Source organism: Luteibacter sp. RCC_6_2 (assembly GCF_041360655.1).
Classification (GTDB): Bacteria; Pseudomonadota; Gammaproteobacteria; order Xanthomonadales; family Rhodanobacteraceae; genus Luteibacter.
In genome coordinates, this window is the sequence record NZ_JBFUPQ010000002.1 from 254,482 (window position 1) to 275,307 (window position 20,826).

Annotated in this window: 25 protein-coding genes and 1 tRNA gene; 11 read left to right on the forward strand and 15 right to left on the reverse strand. The window is 66.7% G+C overall.

What is annotated here, in order from left to right; translation table 11 throughout:
- Positions 1 to 20 precede the first annotated feature (20 nt).
- The 5 genes from flgE to AB6730_RS02980 all read right to left on the reverse strand — a co-directional run bounded on the left by flgE (position 21) and on the right by AB6730_RS02980 (position 3,856).
- Positions 21 to 1,247: a flagellar hook protein FlgE gene (gene flgE / locus AB6730_RS02960; protein WP_371022168.1), complete on the reverse strand. Its 1,227-nt coding sequence runs from the start codon at positions 1,245 to 1,247 to the stop codon at positions 21 to 23.
- A gap of 20 nt (positions 1,248 to 1,267) precedes the next feature.
- Entirely contained in the window at positions 1,268 to 1,918 is a 651-nt protein-coding gene (locus AB6730_RS02965) for a flagellar hook assembly protein FlgD (protein ID WP_371022169.1), read from the reverse strand.
- 8 nt (positions 1,919 to 1,926) lie between these two features.
- The gene (flgC, locus tag AB6730_RS02970) at positions 1,927 to 2,340 is read right to left on the reverse strand and encodes a flagellar basal body rod protein FlgC (protein WP_306851719.1); all 414 of its coding nucleotides are present in this window, start codon (positions 2,338 to 2,340) and stop codon (positions 1,927 to 1,929) included.
- Positions 2,337 to 2,756 carry a flagellar basal body rod protein FlgB gene (gene flgB / locus AB6730_RS02975; RefSeq protein ID WP_371022170.1) on the reverse strand — a complete coding sequence of 140 codons (420 nt, stop codon included), beginning with the start codon at positions 2,754 to 2,756 and terminating at the stop codon, positions 2,337 to 2,339. Before flgB ends, flgC begins: the two co-directional genes overlap by 4 nt.
- A gap of 182 nt (positions 2,757 to 2,938) precedes the next feature.
- Positions 2,939 to 3,856, reverse strand: coding sequence for a chemotaxis protein (locus AB6730_RS02980; protein ID WP_371022171.1), 918 nt, complete (start codon positions 3,854 to 3,856; stop codon positions 2,939 to 2,941).
- 158 nt (positions 3,857 to 4,014) lie between these two features.
- Here AB6730_RS02980 and AB6730_RS02985 point away from each other — a divergent pair, with 158 nt between their 5' ends.
- The 5 genes from AB6730_RS02985 (at position 4,015) to AB6730_RS03005 (ending at position 8,208) form a co-directional block, all read left to right on the forward strand.
- Positions 4,015 to 5,322, forward strand: a complete 1,308-nt coding sequence (locus AB6730_RS02985; protein ID WP_371022172.1) for a methyl-accepting chemotaxis protein — start codon at positions 4,015 to 4,017, stop codon at positions 5,320 to 5,322.
- On the forward strand, positions 5,319 to 6,020 hold the full coding sequence (flgA, locus tag AB6730_RS02990) for a flagellar basal body P-ring formation chaperone FlgA (protein ID WP_371022173.1): 702 nt from the start codon (positions 5,319 to 5,321) through the stop codon (positions 6,018 to 6,020). The genes AB6730_RS02985 and flgA overlap by 4 nt, the downstream gene beginning before the upstream one ends.
- Positions 6,021 to 6,124: 104 nt before the next feature.
- Positions 6,125 to 6,433, forward strand: a complete 309-nt coding sequence (flgM, locus tag AB6730_RS02995; RefSeq protein WP_371022174.1) for a flagellar biosynthesis anti-sigma factor FlgM — start codon at positions 6,125 to 6,127, stop codon at positions 6,431 to 6,433.
- Positions 6,430 to 6,873 carry a flagella synthesis protein FlgN gene (locus tag AB6730_RS03000; protein WP_371022175.1) on the forward strand — a complete coding sequence of 148 codons (444 nt, stop codon included), beginning with the start codon at positions 6,430 to 6,432 and terminating at the stop codon, positions 6,871 to 6,873. The genes flgM and AB6730_RS03000 overlap by 4 nt, the downstream gene beginning before the upstream one ends.
- Positions 6,874 to 6,927: 54 nt before the next feature.
- Positions 6,928 to 8,208 (forward strand): EAL and HDOD domain-containing protein, encoded by a 1,281-nt coding sequence (locus AB6730_RS03005; RefSeq protein ID WP_371022176.1) that lies wholly within the window; start codon positions 6,928 to 6,930, stop codon positions 8,206 to 8,208.
- Here AB6730_RS03005 and AB6730_RS03010 read toward each other — a convergent pair.
- The 7 genes from AB6730_RS03010 to rsmD form a co-directional block, all read right to left on the reverse strand.
- Positions 8,163 to 9,233 carry a TMEM43 family protein gene (locus AB6730_RS03010; protein ID WP_371022177.1) on the reverse strand — a complete coding sequence of 357 codons (1,071 nt, stop codon included), beginning with the start codon at positions 9,231 to 9,233 and terminating at the stop codon, positions 8,163 to 8,165. The genes AB6730_RS03005 and AB6730_RS03010 overlap by 46 nt on opposite strands.
- Before the next feature lie 22 nt (positions 9,234 to 9,255).
- Entirely contained in the window at positions 9,256 to 10,107 is an 852-nt protein-coding gene (locus AB6730_RS03015; RefSeq protein ID WP_371022178.1) for an MBL fold metallo-hydrolase, read from the reverse strand.
- Positions 10,104 to 11,819, reverse strand: a complete 1,716-nt coding sequence (gene ggt, locus AB6730_RS03020) for a gamma-glutamyltransferase (protein WP_371022179.1) — start codon at positions 11,817 to 11,819, stop codon at positions 10,104 to 10,106. The genes AB6730_RS03015 and ggt overlap by 4 nt, the downstream gene beginning before the upstream one ends.
- A gap of 64 nt (positions 11,820 to 11,883) precedes the next feature.
- Positions 11,884 to 12,141: a YfhL family 4Fe-4S dicluster ferredoxin gene (locus AB6730_RS03025; RefSeq protein ID WP_306851743.1), complete on the reverse strand. Its 258-nt coding sequence runs from the start codon at positions 12,139 to 12,141 to the stop codon at positions 11,884 to 11,886.
- Between the two features lie 347 nt (positions 12,142 to 12,488).
- Positions 12,489 to 12,992, reverse strand: a complete 504-nt coding sequence (locus AB6730_RS03030) for a hypothetical protein (RefSeq protein WP_371022180.1) — start codon at positions 12,990 to 12,992, stop codon at positions 12,489 to 12,491.
- Positions 12,993 to 13,009: 17 nt separating this feature from the next.
- The gene (gene coaD / locus AB6730_RS03035; RefSeq protein ID WP_306851747.1) at positions 13,010 to 13,513 is read right to left on the reverse strand and encodes a pantetheine-phosphate adenylyltransferase; all 504 of its coding nucleotides are present in this window, start codon (positions 13,511 to 13,513) and stop codon (positions 13,010 to 13,012) included.
- A 26-nt stretch (positions 13,514 to 13,539) separates the two neighbouring features.
- On the reverse strand, positions 13,540 to 14,109 hold the full coding sequence (gene rsmD, locus AB6730_RS03040) for a 16S rRNA (guanine(966)-N(2))-methyltransferase RsmD (protein ID WP_371022181.1): 570 nt from the start codon (positions 14,107 to 14,109) through the stop codon (positions 13,540 to 13,542).
- Positions 14,110 to 14,173: 64 nt separating this feature from the next.
- On the opposite strand from rsmD, the gene ftsY reads away from it, so the two are divergent.
- From ftsY to AB6730_RS03065, 5 genes are all read left to right on the forward strand, one after another.
- Positions 14,174 to 15,325 (forward strand): signal recognition particle-docking protein FtsY, encoded by a 1,152-nt coding sequence (gene ftsY / locus AB6730_RS03045; protein ID WP_371022182.1) that lies wholly within the window; start codon positions 14,174 to 14,176, stop codon positions 15,323 to 15,325.
- A 29-nt stretch (positions 15,326 to 15,354) separates the two neighbouring features.
- Positions 15,355 to 16,407, forward strand: a complete 1,053-nt coding sequence (locus tag AB6730_RS03050) for an AsmA family protein (protein WP_371022183.1) — start codon at positions 15,355 to 15,357, stop codon at positions 16,405 to 16,407.
- Positions 16,404 to 17,450, forward strand: coding sequence for an A/G-specific adenine glycosylase (gene mutY, locus AB6730_RS03055; protein WP_371022184.1), 1,047 nt, complete (start codon positions 16,404 to 16,406; stop codon positions 17,448 to 17,450). The genes AB6730_RS03050 and mutY overlap by 4 nt, the downstream gene beginning before the upstream one ends.
- Entirely contained in the window at positions 17,447 to 17,725 is a 279-nt protein-coding gene (locus AB6730_RS03060) for an oxidative damage protection protein (protein WP_371022185.1), read from the forward strand. Before mutY ends, AB6730_RS03060 begins: the two co-directional genes overlap by 4 nt.
- Positions 17,726 to 17,791: 66 nt before the next feature.
- Positions 17,792 to 17,867, forward strand: a tRNA-Phe gene (locus tag AB6730_RS03065).
- A gap of 49 nt (positions 17,868 to 17,916) precedes the next feature.
- On the opposite strand, the gene AB6730_RS03070 is transcribed toward AB6730_RS03065, so the two are convergent.
- Complete coding sequence (locus AB6730_RS03070) at positions 17,917 to 18,837, reverse strand: hypothetical protein (RefSeq protein WP_371022186.1); 921 nt, start codon at positions 18,835 to 18,837, stop codon at positions 17,917 to 17,919.
- A gap of 43 nt (positions 18,838 to 18,880) precedes the next feature.
- A complete protein-coding gene (locus tag AB6730_RS03075) occupies positions 18,881 to 19,363 on the reverse strand; it encodes a hypothetical protein (protein WP_371022187.1) in 483 nt (160 codons plus the stop codon).
- A 125-nt stretch (positions 19,364 to 19,488) separates the two neighbouring features.
- Between AB6730_RS03075 and AB6730_RS03080 the strand changes: the two genes are divergently transcribed.
- A complete protein-coding gene (locus tag AB6730_RS03080) occupies positions 19,489 to 20,319 on the forward strand; it encodes an endonuclease/exonuclease/phosphatase family protein (protein WP_371022188.1) in 831 nt (276 codons plus the stop codon).
- Positions 20,320 to 20,328: 9 nt separating this feature from the next.
- Here the strand turns inward: AB6730_RS03080 and AB6730_RS03085 are convergent, their stop codons facing one another.
- Positions 20,329 to 20,820: a nuclear transport factor 2 family protein gene (locus tag AB6730_RS03085; protein WP_371022189.1), complete on the reverse strand. Its 492-nt coding sequence runs from the start codon at positions 20,818 to 20,820 to the stop codon at positions 20,329 to 20,331.
- Positions 20,821 to 20,826: the final 6 nt, after the last annotated feature.

Genomic DNA, 20,826 nt, shown 5'->3' on the forward strand with positions numbered 1-20,826 from the left:
GCCGTCGGGCGCGGGCGCGCTTAGTTGCGGATGTTGATGATGGTCTGGGTCAGCTTGTCGTCGGTCGAGATGACCTGCGCGTTCGCCTGGTAGTTGCGCTGCGCCTTGATCATGTTGACCAGCTGGGCGGTCAGGTCGGCGGTGTTGGACGACTCGAGCGAACCGGCCTGGATGGTGCCGACATCGCCGGAGTTGGCGACGCCACGGATCGGCTGGCCCGATTCCGACGACGGCACCCAGTTGGTGTCGTTGAGCTGGCGCAGGCCCTGGTTGTTCGCGAAGGTGGCGATCGCCAGCTGGCCCAGCGGCGTGGAGACGCCATTGGAATAGATGGCCGAGACGGTACCGTCCTTCGCCACGTCGATCTTGGAGAACGTGCCGGCGGCGTAACCGTCGTTGAGCACCGCCGTGGTGGCGAAGGTGTTGCCGAACTGGGTGACCTTGTTCATGTCGATGGTCAGGTCCATCGGCGCGGCACCCGGGTTCGGCGACACCGCGCCGAAGTTCAGCTTGCCGCCGTTGGTCGGCACCAGCGCACCGCCCGAATTGAACGCCACCTGCTGCGGCGTGCCGACCTGCGTGCCGTCCACCGTCATGCTCACGTTCCACGTGTTCGCGGCGGTCGCGTCCTTCACGTAGTACAGGTTGACCGTGTGCGAGGCGCCGAGCGAGTCATACGCCTGGAAAGTCGACAGGTTGTTGTAGGTCTTGTCGTCCGTCGGATCGAACGCGCCGCCGGTCGGCGCCGTGGCGTTGGACGGCAGGTTCGCCGTGATGCCGATGCCGGCGCTGGCCTTGGCCGGGCTGGAGCCGTTGGTGATCTTCAGGTCGGCGAGGCTGCTGATGTCGAAACCGCCCGTGGCGGTCGGCGGATAGGCCTGCACGAACTGGCCCGTGCCGTTGATGATGTTGCCGTTCTCGTCCGGGTGAAAGTTGCCCGCGCGCGAGTACGAATAACCCGCGCCGTCACGAAGCGTGAAGAAGCCCGCGCCACTGAGGGCGAAATCGTAGGAGTTGCCGGTCTGGGTGACGTTGCCGTCGCCGAACTGCTGGGCGATGTTGGTCAGGCGCACGCCGCTGCCGGCGGCCGTGGCCGAGAGGTTCTCGCCGGCCACGGAATAGACCTGCGAGAACTCGGCGCGCGAGCCCTTGAAGCCGACCGTGTTCACGTTGGCGATGTTGTTGGCGGTGACTTCCAGGTCGGAAGACGCCGCGTTGATGCCGCTGAGGGCGATGTCGAATGGCATGGTGGGTTTCCTCGCTGGAATTACAGGATTTGTGCGATCTGGCTGAGCAGGGCACCGCCGTAGCCGGCCACCTGCACGTAGGTTCCGTCGGTGCCCGAGGCGCCGACGCCTTCCACCTTGCCGCGAACGAAGGTATCGATCGCGGTTCCGCCGGAAGTAGCGGATATCTTGTAGACGCCGTCGTCCAGCTGCGTGCCGTCGTCGGACTTGCCGTCCCACGTGAAGGGGACGAGGCCGGCATCGGGCTGGCCCAACGAAATCGTGCGGACGGTGTTCCCGGCCGAATCCTTGACCTGCACGTTCACGTAGGTACCCGACGTACCGACGTTGACGGCACCGCCGAACGTGCCATCGGTGAGCTTGCCCGCCGTGGACGGCACCAGCACTTCCTGGCCCACCAGCGCCGCGGCGCGCACGAACTGGTCGCCGCTGAGGTTGGTGGCCAGCGAGTCGAACGACTGCTGCAGTTCCTGGGTGGCGGCCACCTGCGAGAACTGCGCCATCTGGGCCACCATCTGGGTGGAGTCCATGGGCTTGGTCGGGTCCTGGTTGGTCATCTGGGTGACCATCAGCTTCAGGAAATCCGACTGGCTCAGCGTCTGCTGTTGAAGCTGGCCGGAGGACGACTGGGCGGTGGAGGTTGAGCTGCCGTTGACGGTATCGACTGCCATGGGAATCCTTACTTGCCGAGGTCGAGCGTCTTCTGCATGAGCTGCTTGGCGCTGTTCATGACTTCGACGTTGTTCTGGTAGGAGCGCGACGCGGAGATCATGTTGACCAGCTCGTCGACCGGGTTGACGTTGCTCGAATACACGTAGCCATTGGCATCGGCGAGCGGGTTGGACGGCTCGAAGCGCGACTGCACGGGCGCCTGGCTTTCGGTGACGCCGAGCGTGCGCACGCCCTCGTTCTCCATCTGCCCGTTCACCTGGCGCTGCACCGCAGAGAACAAGGGCTGCTTCGCGCGGTAGGCACCGGCTTCGCTGCTCGCGAGGCTGTCGGCGTTGGCCATGTTGCTGGCCGTGGTGTTGAGGCGCGCCGACTGCGCGGCCATGCCGGAACCGGCGACATCGAAGATCTTGAGCAGGCTCATGAGCTGGACCCTGTGATGGCGAGGCGCATGGTGTGGATCTGCGCATTGATGAAGCCGAGCGACGCCTGGTAATGGATGGCGTTGGCGGCGAACTGCGCCTGCTCGACCTGGGTATCGACGGTGTTGCCGTCCATCGTCGGCTGGGTCTCGGCGCGATAGGCGAGCTTCTGGGCATCGGCGAGCGCCGCGGCCGGGTTGCCCCCGATATGGCCGGCCTCGGTCGCGGTCATCGGCAACGTATTGCCATCCACGGCGCCGGTGGCGGCGGTCATGACCTTGCGGAAATCGAGATCGCGGGCGAGAAAGCCGGGCGTATCGGCATTGGCGAGGTTCGAGGAAATCACCTCGGCACGGCTCTGCCACAGGCCAAGGGCCTGGGCGTGAACGCCGAACAGCGCATCGGGTTTGTCGATCATGGGCTCTGCCCTCTCGTGACCTTGGCCCGAGGGGTTGAGCAATTCGCGTGCCACGCGAGGGCGGCACGGGTGAAACGGCGTCGTGGCGCCGTTTTCAGGGACGGGGGACCATGTCCACCCGCTACCGTGACGGAATTCCGGCGCCCGCCTGCGTCACATCGCTGACAGGGTGGCGGCGGCTATCAGGCCGGCAGCAACTCGAGCACGGCGGTGGCCAGCACGTCGGGCTGGAACTTCGCGATGAAGCGGTCGGCGCCGACCCGTTCCACCATCGCCTCGTTGAAGACGCCACTCAGGGAGCTGTGCAGCAAGACCTTGAGGTGACGCAGCTGGGCGTCCTCGCGGATGGCGCGGGTGAGCGCATACCCGTCCATCGCTGGCATCTCGATGTCGGACACCACCAGGGCGATCCGCTCTGCGGCCGGTCCCATCGCCAGGCTGCGTAGCATGTCGAGCCCTTCGCTGCCGTCCTTGGCCACCACGCACTCCAGGTCCATCTTGCGGAAGAGGTCGACCAGTTGCGTCCGGGCGACGAGGGAGTCGTCGACCACGAGCACCCGGCGATTCGACGCCTGCTGGACCTGGGCCGCCTGCTGCACGCGTTCGGACAGTTCCGCCACGCGTGGATCGACGCTGGCCAGCACCTGCTCGACATCGACCACCGCCATCAGGTTGCCGTCCAACCGGGTTACCGCGTTCACGCGCGGGCCATAGCCCAGCGCGGGGGGCGGCGCCACCAGGTTGCCGCCGTCCACATGGACGATACGGTCCACGTCGGAGACCAGGAAACCCTGCACCGACCGGTTGAACTCGGTCACGATCAAGTGCGCCCCGTCCTCCGTGGCAAGCGGCGGATAGCCCATGGCCGCGGCCAGGTCGACCACTGGAATCGTGCTGCCGCGGTAGTCGAAGCTGCCCGCGACGAGCTCGTGCATGCTGGGCATACGCTCCAGCCGCGGCCGGCGCAGTACCTCGCGCACCTTGAACACGTTGATGCCGAAGGCCTGGCCATCGCCCAGCCGGAACAGCAGCATCGCCACGCGGTTATGGCCCGCGAGGCGGGTGAAGGTTTCCACGGTATCGAGGAGCGGTCGGGCCATGGGCTGCGCATGCGTCTATGGAAGATGTCGCGGAACGTATCGGCCGGGGACGGGCGAGCTTGAGGTGCGCCTCATGGCATGACGATTGCTTGGCTCAAGAAGCCGGCCTTCCTACCGATGTAGTGAGGCGACCACCCGAACAAAGCGAAAGCGAAATCATGACCCTCCTCTGGAGCCAGCACGTCCGCCTCCTAGCCCACGCCGCCGCCACGGGCGACACCGCGCGCGTGCGGGCGCTCGCCGCCCAGTATCCGGCAGCCGCGAGCGCGCTGGGTGCCTTGCTCAAGCCCGCCGAGCCACGTACCGCGGCGGCGACGACCATCCAGGCCATCGAGCAACAGGGCATGGTGTTGACCAATGCCCAGGCGCTCGGCACGACCCTGCAGGAACTCGGCACCGCCGTCGAAGGCGCGCGCGATACCGCCGGTCGATTGACGGAAGCCAGCGCCAGGATTTCGACGGCGATCGACCAGGCCCATGCCGGCGTCGCCGGGATGGCCGATGCCGGCAGCCAGGGACAAACCACGTCGGCCGAACTCGACGGCCAACTGCGCCTGCTGCGCAGCGCCTTGTCGGGGATGAGCCGCAACCACGCCCAGTTCGCCGATTATTTCACCGCCATCCGCAAGCTCACGGCCGCGGTGCAGGACATCGCCCACCAGACCAATCTCGTGGCGTTGAACGCCGCCATCGAGGCGGCCCGTGCCGGTGAAGCCGGCCGTGGCTTCGCGGTGGTGGCCGACGAAGTGAAGCAACTGGCGGAAAAGACCACGCAGGCGACCGCCGAGATCGATCAGGTCACCCAGGCGGTGGGCGAATTCTCCGGACATCTCGACGAGGCCGTGCAGACGAGCCTGCGCCGCCTGGACCAGTCGCAGTCCGGTATCGCCGGCATGCAGGCCTCGCTCGGACGCGTCGACGACGCCGTGCGTGGGGCGCGCGGCAGCCTCGAGGCCGCACGCGAAGGCATGGGTGCGTTGCAGGGCCGCATCGCCGCGATCCAGGCCACGCAAGGCACGCTCAGCCGTATCGGCAACGACGCACGGCGCCAGGCCGACGCGGCCGCGCGCGCCGCCGTCCTCGCCCATCGCCTGAGCCTCGCGAAGCTGGAAACCGAGGGCAACCTCGATGCCGCCAGCCTCAGCCAGATGATTCGCGAAGCCAGCCAGGGCTTGCGCTATGCCCTCGAACTCGCGTCGCGCGACCCGTCCAGCCTCGACCGCCGCTGGCTCGACACCACCCCGATGATGCGTTGCATCGACCAGTTCCGCGCGCGCCGGCCCGACGACTCCGCCGATGCCATCCGCGCCGCCGGCGAGCGTTTCTCCATCCTCGCCTCGCAGTACGCCATCACCCTGGGCGAAGGCCGCCACGCCGATGCCGGGCACATGCTGCCGGGCCTCGTGAAGGAGTTGGATGCCATCGCGCAAGGTCTTTCCACCTCGCTGGCGGAACGCGCCGCGTGATCCATCGCGTTCTCGCCATCGGCCTCGCCTTCGCCGCGATGCTCGCCGTTCCCCCGTCCGTGGAAGCGGGCCAGTCGCTGGACGCGATACGCGACACCGCCGTCGACTGGCTGCAACAGCATCGCAACCTGCCGGGCGCCCGCATGACCGCCGAGGCCAGTACCCTCGACAGCCGGCTGCGCCTCGCCGATTGCGCCGCCCCGCTGGACGCGTCGTTGCCCGGCAATCGCCCGCTCGGGGCACGGGTCAGCGTGACGGTCCACTGCCCCGTGCCGGGCGGCTGGACGGTGCGCGTGCCCGTGCGGGTGAAAATGCTCACCAACGTGCTGGTCACCAGCAGGCCGCTCGCCCGCGGTGACGGCATCGGCGCGGGCGACGTCCATGCCGAAGAACGCGACATCGCCACGCTCGCGTATGGCTACGTGGCCGACCTCGACCAGATCGGTGGCCGTTCGCTGGCCCGGCCGCTCGGCGCGGGCACGGTGCTCACCCCCGGCATGCTCGCCGGCCGCCAGGCCGTGCGCATCGGCGACGCCGTGAGCATGGAAGCCAGTGTCGACGGCGTGACGATCCACGCCGAAGGCGTGGCCATGGGTGCCGGCGATACCGGTGCGCGTCTCAAGGTCCGCAACGCCTCGTCGGGCAAGGTGCTCGACGCGATCGTGAGCGGCCCCGGCACCGTCGCGGTCCTGCCGTGAACGAAATCCGAACCAGGTCACACTTCACGGCCCGGGGCCGGCTAAAGTTCGCCCGCCGGCCGCCGATAAAGGTCTGACGGAAAAATGATCCGAGGGATACATCCATGACGACGACCATCAAACCCGGCCTCCAGGCCCCGCAGCCCCAGGTGCAGCTCCGCACCCAGAACCCGGCCGCCGGCTCCGCCGGTTCGACCCAGGGCACCGGTTCGGTGCGCCCGAGCGACGACAGCGTCAAGATCACGGATTCGGCCAAGGCGCTCGACGCCGCGAGCCGCGGCGACGACATCGATACCAAGCGCGTGGACGAGATCCGCGCCCGACTCGCCGATGGCACCTACAAACCGGATGCCCAGGCCATCGCCAGCAAGTTCCTCGCGCTGGAAGGCCAGATGGGCGGTAGCAAGGCATGACCGGCCCGCTCGGCCCCGACTTCGATGCCGCGCTCGTCGCGGTCATGGGCGACCTCGCCCGTGAGGTCGACGCCCTGCATGCCAGTCTGGTCGAAGAGCGCATGGCCCTTGGCCAGGCGGACCCGCAGGCGCTGGAAGCCGCCGGCCGGGCGAAAGGCAAGCTGCTCGACCGGATCGAGAAACTCGACGTGGAGCGTCGCCAGTTGGGCGACGCGGCCGGCATCGACAGCCTCCTCGATCCGCGTTGGCTGCACACCCTCGAGCGCCTGGGCGAATGCCGGCAGCTCAATGAAGTGAATGGACGCATCGTCGCCCAGCGAATGGGCCACGTCCGCCAGGCCCTCGCCCTGATCTCGGGCGAATCGCCAGGCGGCTCGACCTACGGCCGCAACGGCGTGGCGAAAGTGAATCTTCGTTCCGCGACCCTTGCACAGGTTTGACCGAAACGAAGCAGCGATACTCAAGTCTCACCCAGACGGCGCAAGAAGGAAGCAATGGCAGCACATCCCCAGCCGGCAGCGGTGAACGACGACGGTATCCTCCCCATCGTCCGCGTGCCCATCCTGGACAAGAAGCAGTCCCTGTTCGCTTATGAACTGCTCTTTCCCCGGCCGATCGGCAGCGATATCGATGCCGCCTCGCTCGCCCATACGCAGGCGACGCTCAGCGCGATCGCCGACGGCAGCCTGAAGCGCCTCGTTCGCGACAATCGCGCGTTCCTGCACATGTCGCGCGACCTGCTGTTGCAGCACGCCGACCTCCTGCGCCACAACGCCCGGCTCGGCGCCAGCATCAGTGCCGACGTCGGCACCGACGAACAGCTCCTGGTGAAGCTGCGCGAACTGAAGGGCCACGGTTGCCTCTTCATGCTCGAGGATTTCAACCTGCCCGCCGATCCGGAACACCGGGCCGGCGTCGATGCCTTGCTGCGCATCGTGCAGTTCGCGAAGGTGGCGGTGGATCATCGTCACCCCGTGGCCGCCCGCGCGCACATGGATTACGTGCACGCGTTCGGCGTGAAGGTGATCGTCACCGGCGTCGATACGCACGAAACCTTCGTCGACTACGCCGACCAGGACGTCGACGGTTTCCAGGGCAAGTACCTGCTCCGCCCGGAGCGCGTCGACATGCCGCGCCTGAGTCCGAGCAAGCTCGGCGTCCTGCGCCTCATGGGCGCGCTGCAAGACCCGGAGAACGGCCCGGTCGAACTCGGCAAGATCATCCGCGACGACGCCATCCTCAGCTACAAGCTGCTGGGCTGCGTGAACTCCGCCTACTTCGCCCTGCCCCGCCAGTTGAAGTCGGTGGAACAGGCGGCGGTGTTCTTCGGCGTCAACCGCATGCGCAACTGGATCTTCACCATGGCCGTATCGGGCATGGACGAGCGTCCGCCGGAATTGCTCCGCCTTGCCCTGATCCGCGCGCACATGTGCGAGAAGCTCGCCCGCGCCATCAAGCCTGAACTGCAGGAAATGGCCTTCACCGCCGGCTTGTTCTCACTGCTGGACACGCTCATGAACGTGTCCATGGCCTATGTGCTCGAGCACCTGCCGCTGGCGATCGAGATCCGCGAAGCCTTGCTGGAAGGAACCGGACCGTTCGCTCCGATCCTCGACCAGATCCGCCATTGGGAACAGGGCGAACTGGAAAGCGACACGGCTTTGCGCGAGCAGCACGTGCACACGATGGCGGCGATGTACGTGGAGGCGGCGAACTGGGCCGACCACGTCTACTCCTTCGCCGATGGCACGGCGGCCGTCGAAGCCGAGGCCTGAACCCGCCAGATCGCAAGCCCCGCGCCCAGCACGGCCACCAGCAACCATACGCTGGCCGTCATCGCGTCGCCGGTCAGCCACATGACGCCGGCGACGGCGGATACCACCACCGCGCCGATGCCGATGGCGAACAGCACGTCGTTACGTAGACGGCTGGTGCAGGCGAGCAGCAGCGACCCGAGTATCGCCAGCACGAACGAACCCGCACGCGCGAGCATGACGGCGTCCGGCGGTTCGGGCAGCGCGGGCAGTACGTCGAGCAGGCTGCGTTCGCCCACCTGGACGTCGAAGCCATTGTCGCCATCGCGGCTCGCCGCCGGCACCAGCGTGTCGCCGTCGATGCGTGCCAGCACGGTCATCGGTTGCAAAGGCACCGCTTCCCAGCTGATGCGCAGGTCACCGAGGCGAGGATTGGCTGGCTTGGCGCTCGTGACCAGCGCGTCGCCGGCGCGCTGGAAGGTGGCGGCCAGGTTCGGCGGAAGTTTCTTCTCGTCCGGCGGAACGGCCACGCGTCCCGGGAACGCGCGCAGGATCGTCTCGGACAGCTTGAAGTTACCCAGCTTCACCTCGCCGGCTTCGAATTGCCTGCCCTGGATCGGAAAGGCACCCGGATTCACGTGGCCCGCCGGCTTGGCGAAATTCGTGGCGTCGATGGGGCGGTCCACCCAATCGAGCTCATAGTGGGAGGCGCCGCCCACGGTGATCTCGCGCCACTGGAACATCTCCACGTGGCGGATGAGGATCGGCGATTCCGCGCGGACGTCGAATTCCGGGTCGCGCGGCGCCTCGACGATCAATGGCATGCCGCTGACCCGGGTGAGCGCACCGTATTGCCCGGACGTGGGTCGTCCCGCGGCGCCGAGGTCGAGCACCGGCGAGCCATGCCGCGCCAGCGCGGCGGCGTAGTCCATCACGCGGCGTTCGTTCCAGGCGACGAGGCCCAGGCCGGCCAGCAACAGCACGGCACCGGCGAGCCGGGTTCCCAAGGCCATCCCCGTCTGGTTCATCCTGTAGTTCGATGACATCCTGCCCCCATCCCCTGCTCGCCTAGACATCGAGCCCAGCCAGTCGCCCAAGCGTATCGGCCGCCGTGTAGCGGCCCTTGTCGTCTTTCTCCACCTTCGCCAGCGCGCAATCGTGATCGTGCGTGAAGAACAGCTTCACGCCACGCGCGATCTTGTCGTCCAGGAAGGACTTTTTCTCGTCGATGAGCTTCTCCGGCCAGCGGTCGTATCCCATCGTCACCGGCACGTGCACCCAGGCGCGTCCGGGAATGAGGTCGGCGCAGAACACCACGCCACCCACTTCGGCGAGCATCAGCCCGGGCGTGTGTCCTTCGGAGAATTCGAAGCGCACGGCGTCGCCCAGCGACGATGGCTTGCCCTCTTCCACCAGTTCCAGCCGGCCGCTCTCTTCCAGCAGCCGGACGATGTCGGGAATGAAGGAGGCGCGATCGCGTGGATGCGGGTTCCGGGCGCGTTCCCAATGCGCCGCCCCGACGAGGAAGCGCGCGTTCGGGAACAGCAGCCGTGCCGGCTCACCTTCCGCCCATGGAGCGAGCAAGCCACCGGCATGATCGAAATGCAGGTGCGAGAGCACCACCGCGTCGATGTCTTCATGGCCCAGCCCCGCCTCGGCGAGCGAATCGAGCAGCACGTGCCGCTCCTCCACCACGCCGTAGCGCTCGCGCATCGCGGGCTCGAAGAACGCGCCGATGCCCGTCTCGAAGAGCACGTTGCGGCCATCCAACCCGGTGACGAGCAGGCAACGACATGCCAGCGGAATGCGGTTCTGTTCGTCAGGTTCGATCCAGCGCGCCCACATGGCGCGCGGCGCGTTGCCGAACATGGCGCCGCCGTCGAGCTTTTGCGAATTGCCGATCAGTGACCAGAGCTTCATGGGACGGACTTTACTGCACCTACCTTGCCCAGGCCCGAAGGACGGCGTGGATCGGTGGCGGCATCCAGCGCGTTGGTCCGGTGATCCCAGGTGACCACGTTCATGAAACCCCACGGCGACCGGGTCTTCAATACGTGGCCCATGTCCGTGAGCGTCTTGGCCGTGGCCTCGTCGAACGCACCCGCTTCCACGTCCACGCGATCGGGCAGGTACTGGTGGTGATAGCGTTTCTGAGCCGTGATCTGGGAGGCGCTCTTGCCGTCGATGAAGGCGAGGATGCCTTCGAGGACCTGCGTGATGATGGTCGAACCACCCGGTGAACCGATCACCGCCGTGCGATCGGCGCCGAAGACGAAACTGGGTGTCATCGAGGAAAGCATACGCTTGCCCGGTTCGGGGGCGTTGGCCAGTGCGCCGCGAAGGCCGAAGGCGTTGGGTTGGCCCGGCACCAGGGCGAAGTCGTCCATCTCGTCGTTGAGCACCACGCCCGTACCCTTGGCGACGAAGCCCGAACCGAATTCCAGGTTCACGGTGAGCGTGGACGCCACCATGTTGCCGTCGGCGTCGATCACGGAAAAATGCGTGGTGTGCATGCCCGGATCGGCCGCCATGGCCGCCGGCAGCAAGTCGGACGGGGTCGCCTTGTCCGGCGAGATGGTCGCGCGCAAGCCGTCCGCGTAGTACTTCGACAACAGCATGTCGAGCGGCATCTTCACGAAGTCCGGATCGCCCAGGTATTCGTTGTGGTCGCGGAAGGCGCGTCGCATCGCTTCGATGGTCAGGTGCGTGGCATGGGCGAGATCGAGCTTGGCGAGGTCGAAGCCGGCGAGGATGTTGAGCACCTCGGCGATCGCCACGCCGCCCGACGACGGCGGCGGCGCGGTGACGATGCGGTAACCCTTGTAGTCGACGCTCAGGGGCTCGCGCTCCTTCACGCGGTACGCCTCCAGATCGGCCTCCGTCCAGTTGCCGCCGGCACCGCGCGAGGCGGCAACCAGCAACGTCGCCGTCTCGCCCTTGTAGAAGCCGTCGGCGCCCTTGGCGGCAAGGCGTTCCAGCGTCTTCGCGAGGTCGGGCTGGCGCAAGGTCCAGCCCTGCGCGGGCACCTTGCCGTCGGGCAGGTAGATCGCGGCCGATGCGGGGTAGCGCGCGAGGACGTCCTTGCGGTCCTCGATGGTGCCGATGAAGCGCGCGTCGGGCTGGAAGCCCTCCTTCGCGATCCGGATCGCCGGGGCCAGCGATGCGGACAAGGGCAGCTTGCCGTAATGCTCGGCCATCCAGGCCAGGCCCGCGGGCTCACCCGGAATGCCAGCCGACAACGGGCCGTTGGTCGATACGTCGCGGTTCGGCTTGCCGTCCTTGCCGACGTAGACCTTCATGTCCACGGCCTTGGGCGCCGTTTCGCGGGCGTCGATGAACACGTTGCGCCCATCGGACGCCTTGTGAAGCAGGGCCATGAAGCCACCGCCGATGCCGGAACTCTGCTGTTCCACCACGGCCAGCGTGGAGGACACCGCGACGGCCGCGTCAAACGCGTTGCCGCCCTTGGCGAGTACTTCGAATCCGGCATTGGTGGCCAGGAAGTTGGCGCTGGCGATGGCGGCCTGACCGGGGCCCCGTGAAGCGGGAGCATCCTTGGCGGCAGCCTGGCCGGCACCGACGACGAGGAAAAGGCTCGCGGCAAGTACGCGCCACGACGGAGCATGGACCATGGGGATTTCTCTCCGAAAGGGATATCGCTACCCCTGAGATTAACCCATGACACCCGTGGAGCGTTTACGTGCCGGCCTTCGCCATCAGGTGTTCGTACTTGAGCATGAGTTGCTCGCGCGTTTCCACGTGGTCGGGATCGTGCGGGATGCACTCGACCGGACATACCTCGACACATTGCGGATTGTCGAAGTGGCCGACGCACTCCGTGCACAGGTTCGGGTCGATCACGTAGTACTGCTCGCCCAGCGAGATGGCCTTGTTCGGGCACACGGGCTCGCAGACGTCGCAGTTGACGCAGGTATCGAGGATAAGCAGGGACATGGCCCCATTTTACCCTACCTGCGCCCGCCCGGCCGCCCCCAGCGGAAGCCGTGCCTCATAGGAGCCGACCTCGACGGAAACCGTGCCTGGTGGGAGCCGACCTTGTCGGCGATGGGTGCTTGCCCCAAGCCCTTTGTGGGAGCCGACTTCGTCGGCGATGGGTGCTTGCCTCGAACTGGCCCGCTGCCGCGGGATCGCCGACGAAGTCGGCTCCCACAAGAGTGCGGTTCCCATCAGGGTGAGGCTCCCACAAGGATGCGGCTCCCATCAGGGCGCGGCTGCCACGGGGCGCACGAAAAAGGGCGCCGCAAGCGGCGCCCTTCGTCCGAGCCGGTTACCCGGCTCGATTACATCGCGACGAAACGGAACGTCGCGCCGCTCGGGCCGACGGCGTCGGCGACGCGCTGCTGGTCGGCCTGGTCGCCGATGAACAGCACGATCACGTTCTTGAACGAGCCCGGGTTCGCACCCTTGAAGGCCTCGACCATCAGGTCGGCGGTCTTGGCCGACTCCGGGCCACCGAAGACGAGCATGTTGCCCGGGGTGACGCCACGGGCGACGGTGCCCTGCACGTTCTCGAGCTGGCGCGCACGGCCGTCCTGGCCCGCCTGGTCGTCACCCGCCGGCACGAAGTACGGGAACGGACGGTCGGCCGTCATGCCCTGCATGTTCTTACGCACGATCTGGCCGAAATACTGGCTCCAGGCCTTGGTATCGGTCGCATTGGTCGGCTTCGCGACAGCGGCTTCCTGCTGCGTGGCAGCCTGGTCGGTGTCTTCGGACTTGTTGCAGGCCGAGAGGGCCAGGGCGGCGGTCAGGGCCACGGACGCGGCGAGGACGAACTTACGCATGATGATCACCTTTGGTTTCAAGAGTTGCGCCAGCGCTGGCGCATGGCCTGCTGCACCGCCGGATGCACGAAGCCGGAAATATCGCCACCCAGGCGACCGATTTCACGCACGAGCGAGGAGGAGATGAAGCTGTATTGCTCCGCCGGGGTCAGGAACAGCGTCTCGGCCTGGGGAATCAGGTGACGGTTCATGCTGGCGAGCTGGAATTCGTATTCGAAGTCCGACACGGCGCGCAGGCCACGAAGGATCACGCCCGCGCCGATCTCCGTGACGAAGTGGGCGAGCAGGCAGTCGAAACCACGCACCTCCACGTTCGGCAGGTCGGCGAGGGCCAGGCGGGCCAGCGCGATGCGCTCGCCCAGGCTGAAGCCCGGACCCTTGTTCCGGCTTTCCGCGACGGCGACCACGATGCGGTCGAACAGCGGCGCCGCCCGCGACACGAGGTCGGCGTGGCCGTTCGTGATGGGATCGAACGTGCCGGGATAAACGGCGAGACGCGGATTGGCCGGCAGAGGAGTCATGGATGGAGGTCGAGAGAAAACGCGGGCTAGCTTAACGGATCGGCAGGTGTGCGGCGATAGAGGGCGTAGGCCACCTCCCCGGCCTGCCCCCGGCGGTGCGGCAGCCAGTTGTCGGGCAAGGCGAAGACGGCGCCACGGGGCGACTCCACGTAGATCCACGCGTGCGCCGCCAGCCAGCCACCCTCTTCCAGCGCCCGCGCCGTATCCGCCCACGCATCCAGTGCGAATGGCGGATCGAGCAGGACGAGGTCGAACGGTCGTCCGGGCCCGCGCAGCCACCGGCTGGCATCGTCACCCACCACCTCCCCGGATACCTTGAAACGCGCCAGGTTCGCCTTCAACGCGGTCGCCAGGCGTGGCTCGCGCTCCACGAAGGTGACCGCCGCGGCACCGCGCGACAGCGCCTCGATGCCCAGCGCCCCGGTGCCGGCGAAGAGATCGAGGCAACGCGCTCCACCCACGACGGGTTGGAGCCAGTTGAACAAGGTCTCGCGAACGCGCTCCGACGTCGGTCTCAGGCCCGGAAGGTCGGGGACTTCGATCCGTGAATTGCGCAGGGTTCCGCCGATGACGCGGATGCGGCCGGGAGCGCTCATCGCTCAGCGGCCAGTGAGGGCGGGGGTGATAGCATTCGCCTATTGTCTTTGAATCCTTCGCGCAATGCTCAAGTTCTGGAAGAAGAAGCCCGCCGAACCCGCGACCACCGAGTCTCCGGCCGAGGACGAGCGCGTCGACCGGATCGCCGACCCCGCGTCGGCCGAGGTCGGCTCCGCCATCGCCGAGACGCTGGCCGAGACCGCCGCGCCGGAGCCCCAGGCTCCCGAGATCGAACCGGAGGCGGAAGAAACCGCCGTCGTCGAGGCCGCGCGCGAAGCCGAACAGCACGAGGCGCAACCGGCACGGCGCAGCTGGCGCGAGCGCCTCTCCGGAAGCGGTTTCGCCAAGAGCCTCTCCTCGCTCTTCGTGCGTCATCCCAAGCTCGACGACGACCTGCTCGACGAGCTGGAAACCTCGCTGATCACCGCCGACGTCGGCGTCGAAGCCAGCACGAACCTGGTGGAGGACCTGCGCAAGCGCATGCACAAACGCGAGTTCGCCGATGCGGGCGAGCTGCTCAAGGCGCTGCGCAACGAACTGGTCTCCCTGCTGAAGCCCGTCGAGAAGCCACTCGACGTCTCCACGGCCTCGCCTTTCGTGATCCTCACCGTCGGCATCAACGGCGTGGGCAAGACCACCACCATCGGCAAGCTGGCGCGCCGCTACACCGACGAGGGCCGCGGCGTGATGCTCGCCGCGGGTGACACCTTCCGTGCCGCCGCCGTCGAGCAACTGAAGACCTGGGGCGAGCGCAACAAGGTGCCCGTGGTCTCGCAAGGCCAGGACGCCGATTCGGCCAGCGTGATCTTCGATGCCCTGCAAGCCGCGCGCTCGCGCGGAACGCAGGTGTTGATCGCGGATACCGCCGGCCGCCTGCATACCCAGGGCGGCCTCATGGACGAACTGGGCAAGATCGCCCGCGTCATGAAGAAGCTGGACGCCGAGGCGCCGCACGAAGTGCTGATGGTGATCGACGGCACTACCGGGCAGAACGCGATCAGTCAGTTGCGCCAGTTCCGCGATACCGCCGGTGTCACCGGCCTTGTCGTGACCAAGCTCGACGGCACGGCCAAGGGCGGCGTGATGTTCGCGCTCGCCCGTGAATTCGGCCTGCCGATCCGCTATGTGGGCCTGGGTGAAACGGCCACCGACCTGCGCGTGTTCGATGCGGAGGCCTTCGTGGATGGCCTGCTCCCGGCGAGCCTCGGCGGCTGAGTGAAGGCGATGGCGCAGGATACGCGGCGATGAACCGTCGACTGCGGATCGGACTCTACGCGGCCGGCGGAACGATCGTCGTGCTCGTGCTGGCCGCCTTCATCGCCACGTACGTGGTGCTCCAGCCCGAGCGTTTTACCGCCTTGCTGCAATCCCGCGCCAGCGCCGCCGGCCTCGACCTCACCCTCGCCAGCCCCGCCAGTCCCACCCTCTGGCCGAAACCGGCGCTGGAACTGGAAGGACTCACGTTGCGCGCCGAAGGTGCCGGGACGCCGATGATCGTCGCTTCGCGCGGCAAGCTCGTGCTTCCCTGGCGCACCTTGACGGGCGGCGGCACGCGGATCTCCCGGCTGGAGGTCGAAGGCGCGCGCATCGACCTGAATGCGGTATCCGCCTATCTCGATACCCTGCCCTCGCGCCCGTCCACGGCGGGAGCGATCCTGCCCACCATCGATGCGGGCTTCCGCGTCACCCGCGGCACGCTCACCCGCGGCAACCAGCTCTTCCTCTCCAACGTGGACATCGATGCCGGCCGGCTGGCGAATGGACGTCCATTCAACCTCGCGCTCGCCGCCAACACGGCGGGCGATTCGCCGTACACGCTGGAGCTGGAGACCACGCCTCGCCTATCACGTGGCGTGCTCACGCTCGATGACCTCGCACTCGAGGTGGCGAGCAAGCCCACCTTCTCGACCACCTTGCGCGGGAGCGCCACATGGCGCGGCGGTGCGGACGTCGGCGCTTCGCTGGCTGGCCGCATGACGCGCGCGTCGGGCACGCCGTACGACATCGTGCTCGATGTCACGCCAGCCAACCAGCAGGACCCGCTCTATATCGCGATCAAGCTCGATGGCGACAACGACCACACCGACCTGCGCATTCCACCGATCGCGTTCGCCGAATGGTGGGGCGGGATCAACGCCGGTGGCTCGCCCACGCTGCCGCCCTTGCTCGGGACCGTCGATGCGAAGGCCCTCGATGCCGGACCGGTACACGTGAAAGGGTTGCGCATCCGTGCGACGCCCAGCGTGCCCGCACCGGCGGCGTCGAGCGCGACGGCCGGGCCCAGCGTGTCGCCATGAATACGTTCGCGCGCGAACTGCTCCGCTGGTACGACCACCATGGGCGCAAGGACCTGCCCTGGCAGCACCCACGCGATGCGTATCGCGTGTGGTTGTCGGAGATCATGCTGCAGCAGACCCAGGTGGTCACGGTCATCGGTTATTTCCAGCGCTTCGTGGAACGCCTGCCGACCCTCGCGGCCCTGGCCGAGGCCGACGAAGACACGGTGCTCGCCCTTTGGTCCGGCCTCGGTTACTACCGTCGTGCGCGGTTCCTGCATCAGGCGGCGCAGCTGTGCGTCGAACGGCATGGCGGCGAACTGCCGCGCGACCTCGACGCGTTGATGGCCCTGCCCGGCATCGGCCGTTCCACGGCGGGCGCGATCCTCGCCCAGGCACACGGGCTGCGCTTTCCCATCCTCGACGGCAACGTGAAGCGCGTGCTCTCGCGGTATCACGGCGTCGCTGGTTTTCCCGGTGAAAGCGCGGTCGAGAAACAACTCTGGCGGCATGCCGACGAGCACACGCCGGAAGAACGGACGGCCGACTACACCCAGGCCATCATGGATCTCGGCGCCACGGTCTGCGTCCGCAGCAAACCGCTGTGCCTGCTGTGCCCGCAAGCCGCCTCGTGCGTTGCCCACCGCGACGGTCTCACCGCCGTGTTGCCTACCGCAAAGCCCGGCAAGAAGGTGCCGACGCGCTCGGTCGCCATGCTGCTCCTGCGCGACGCGGGCGGCCGCATCCTGCTAGAGAAACGCGGCCCGCAAGGCGTGTGGTCCGGCCTGTGGAGCCTGCCCGAGGCAGCGGACCCCGATGCGGCCGGCAGCGCGGCATCCGCCTTCGCCCGCGTCGGCGATGCGGACCCGTTGCCTGCCTTCACCCATGTGTTCAGCCATTACAAGCTGGACGTATCGCCCATCCTGTTCGACCATGCGGCCCCGCTCGCCGCCATGGCGGACCGGGCCGACCGGCGCTGGTGCGGCCGCGACGAGATCGCGGCGCTCGGCCTGCCGGCCCCGGTGCGCACGCTGCTCGACAACCTTCCGGAGATAACCCCATGACGCGACTGGTCCACTGCGTGAAACTCGGCCGCGACGCCGAAGGCCTCGATTTCGCCCCCTGGCCCGGCGATCTCGGCAAGCGCATCTACGAGAACGTCTCGAAGGAAGCGTGGGCCCAGTGGCTCGCCCACCAGACCATGCTGATCAACGAGATGCGGCTCTCCCCACTCGATCCGAAGACGCGCAGCTTCCTCAGCGGCGAGATGGAGAAATACTTCTTCGGCGGCGACGTGGTCCAGCCGGCCGGCTATGTCCCGCCCGAACGGGACGCTTGACGCAGACGCTCCCAACGGATTTAATACGCGGCTCCACTCGCCGCAACGCTCGTTGCAGGCACCCGTGGCCGAGTAGCTCAGTTGGTAGAGCAGGGGATTGAAAATCCCCGTGTCGGCGGTTCGATTCCGTCCTCGGCCACCATTTCCTCAAAAGCCTCCCGACACTTTCACACCTGCCGCGGCCCGCGGACTCATTGCTTGTTCGTACTGGTCGCGCCGAGTTGTTGTCTGAGGTGATCGTCGACAAGGCGGTCATTGAAAGGTTGGGACGTTTTCCCACCCTTACCGTCATCCTTCGATTGAGTTCCGTAGATCTGGGGAAGGCCCTTCGACCAGAGAAAGCGATCCAGCGTCGCAGCCGCGATCCACGCGGCTGACGATTCGCCCTTCGCCATCGCAACCAACGCCAACGAGTGTGCGAGTAGAAAGTCGTCCGATGTCGTGCCGTGCTGCATGACGAAAGCCGCTTCCTTGTAGTCGGAACCGGTGTGTAGCGACCCATTCACGATCAGCTCGCGCGTGCGCTTTCGACGCAACGCATCTCCACTCGAGACGGCAGACCAATCGATGGAACTCTTCTGTCGAGCCTCTTGGTCTTCGCGGTAAAGTCCAGCCATCTCCGCACTCGGCACGTCGCTGTCTCCCAATACATACGAACGACCGGGCTGCCAATCGTTTGCAACGATCTCTCGGGCGCCCGCGCGATCAAAGATCCAGGGTCCGAGCCCGACGCCGGATGGGACGCCAGCTATTCCAACTTCCACCCTCCCTGATTCAGGCCGCAGTTCGAAATCTGTCGTCTTCCCGGTAGCGTCACGGAACGTCACAAGCGCGTAATCCCCCTTATCTACGAACCGCGACAGGGAATGGCTATCGGGAGCGTTGTCAGCGACAGAAAAAAGGCCATTCGTCACGCTCATGCCTTTCGGTTGAACCATTTCTCCCGCTGGCTTAGCCGCACTGCCTTCCAGACGCAGCACTATCATCGCCTTGCCGTCGATGTGGAGGGCCCAATTTCCACTCAGTTCGGCCAGGCTCGTCGCCGCCGCCGGTACTGGAAGGGCAGCCCCGATAATCCATGCAAATGCGGCATGGCGGATCGCACAAACCATCGTCGTTCTCCAGATGATCCAAGTGCCGCAAACACCGACACCATCAGATATTCACGTCCAGGCCCGGCTGCACGGCGCATGTATGCCAAATCGATTCGAGCAAGGTGATTTCATCGGCAGGCGGATGGGTCGCATCCTGCGCTGACGGATCACGCATCAACCGCCGCGCACGTTCTTCCATGACGCCACGCAAGCGATCACGCGTCTCCTGACCACACGGAGTGCGCGGCTTCCAGTCGGACAGCGCGTTGATACGAGTGATGAGGCGATCGACACGCGGCTGGCGATCCTCGGGGGCCGCCTTCTCCGCGTCGATTCGGAACGATCGCCAATCGGAAATCATTTCACGCAGGTCGCCGCCGTCGGCCTCCAGTGCCTTGGCATCGGCCTCGCGCGCGCGATGCGACGCCGTGAAGGCGAGCATCGCCGTCGTCGCCGAGGCGATGAACGCCACGGCGATCACGATCAATGCGATCTTGCGGCCATTGCGTCCGCTCTCGGGTGCCTTGTCGCCATGCGTCGCCATGCAAGCCTCTGCCAATCGTCTTCTGCCGGTCATTGTGCCTCACCCGCCCGATATCGACACAGGTCACGACACCGACGCGGATGCGCCGTTATAGTCGGGCGATCGTCCCGCAGAAGCAGGTAGCCATGACCCTTCTCCCTCGAATCGCCCTCGCCCTTTCCATCGCGGCGGCCGTCCTTCCCTCCACGGCGGCCGACCTGAAAGTGATGACGTTCAACGTCCGCACGATGACCGGCAAGGATGGACCCAATGGCTGGGACAAGCGCCGCGACCTGTTCGCCGACACCATCCGGCAGTTGCATCCCGATGTCATCGGCACCCAGGAGTTGTACAAGCAGCAGGGCGACGACACCATCGAACGCCTGCCGGAATACACATGGTTCGGCCGCGACCGCTTCGGCGCGCACGGCGACGAGCACATGGGCATCTTCTACCGGAAGGACAGCCTGAAGGTAGTCGAATCCGGCGACTTCTGGCTCTCGGATACACCGGACAAGATCGCAAGCATTACCTGGGGCAACGTCTTCCCGCGCATGGTGAACTGGGCGCTGTTCGAGCGAACCAGCGACCACAAGCGCTTCTACCTGCTGGACACGCATTTCCCCTACCGCGACCAGGACGAAGACGCCCGTTCGCGCAGCGCGCGGGAGATCGCCGCGTGGATCGCGAAGCTGCCGGCCGACGTGCCGGTGATCCTCACGGGCGACTTCAACACCGGTCCGGAGAGCGAAACGCACAAGTCGCTCACCGCGTCGCTGAAGGATGCATGGAACGCCGCGCCGAAGCAGGACGGCCCCGCGGAGACGTTCCACGATTTCACCGGCAAGGCGACCAAGCGGATCGACTGGATTCTCTATCGCGGTGTCGAGGCGAAGTCGGTCAAAACCGTCACCTCATCGAAGGATGGGCGCTACCCCTCGGATCATTTCCCGGTGCAGGCCGACTTCACGCTCTGACGCGAAAGCTCAACCACCAGGAACCGGCGGCTGCGGTGCCGCCGGCGGCTGCGGCGCGACGGGAGGCAACGGCGGCGCCTTCGGCGGCACCGGCGTGTACTGCGCCGATGCCATGCGCCAGCCCTCGGCGCCCTTGACGACGCTGGCGCCGAGGGTCAGGCGCCGCTGCATGCCCTTCATCGTGAAGACCACGCTGCCGGTGACGAAGGCGCTGTTGCCGTGGACGCGTGCCTTCACGTCGTCGAGTGACGTCGGTGGCATCTCGCCCTTCTTTTCCGGGGCGTAGAAACCGAGCACGGCATCGTGCTCGTCCACTTCCCCGCGCGGCGATACCTCGACGAAATTGGGTAGCAGGATCGCGCGCAGCGCGGGAAGGTCGAAATCGTGTTCCGCTTTCACGTAGCGGGCTACCGCGGCCTCGGGCGTGCCCTCGGCGGCGGCGGCCGTTCCGGCCAGCGGAAGGAATGCGAGGGACAGCAAGGCCGTTCTGTAAAGCGACATGAGCGT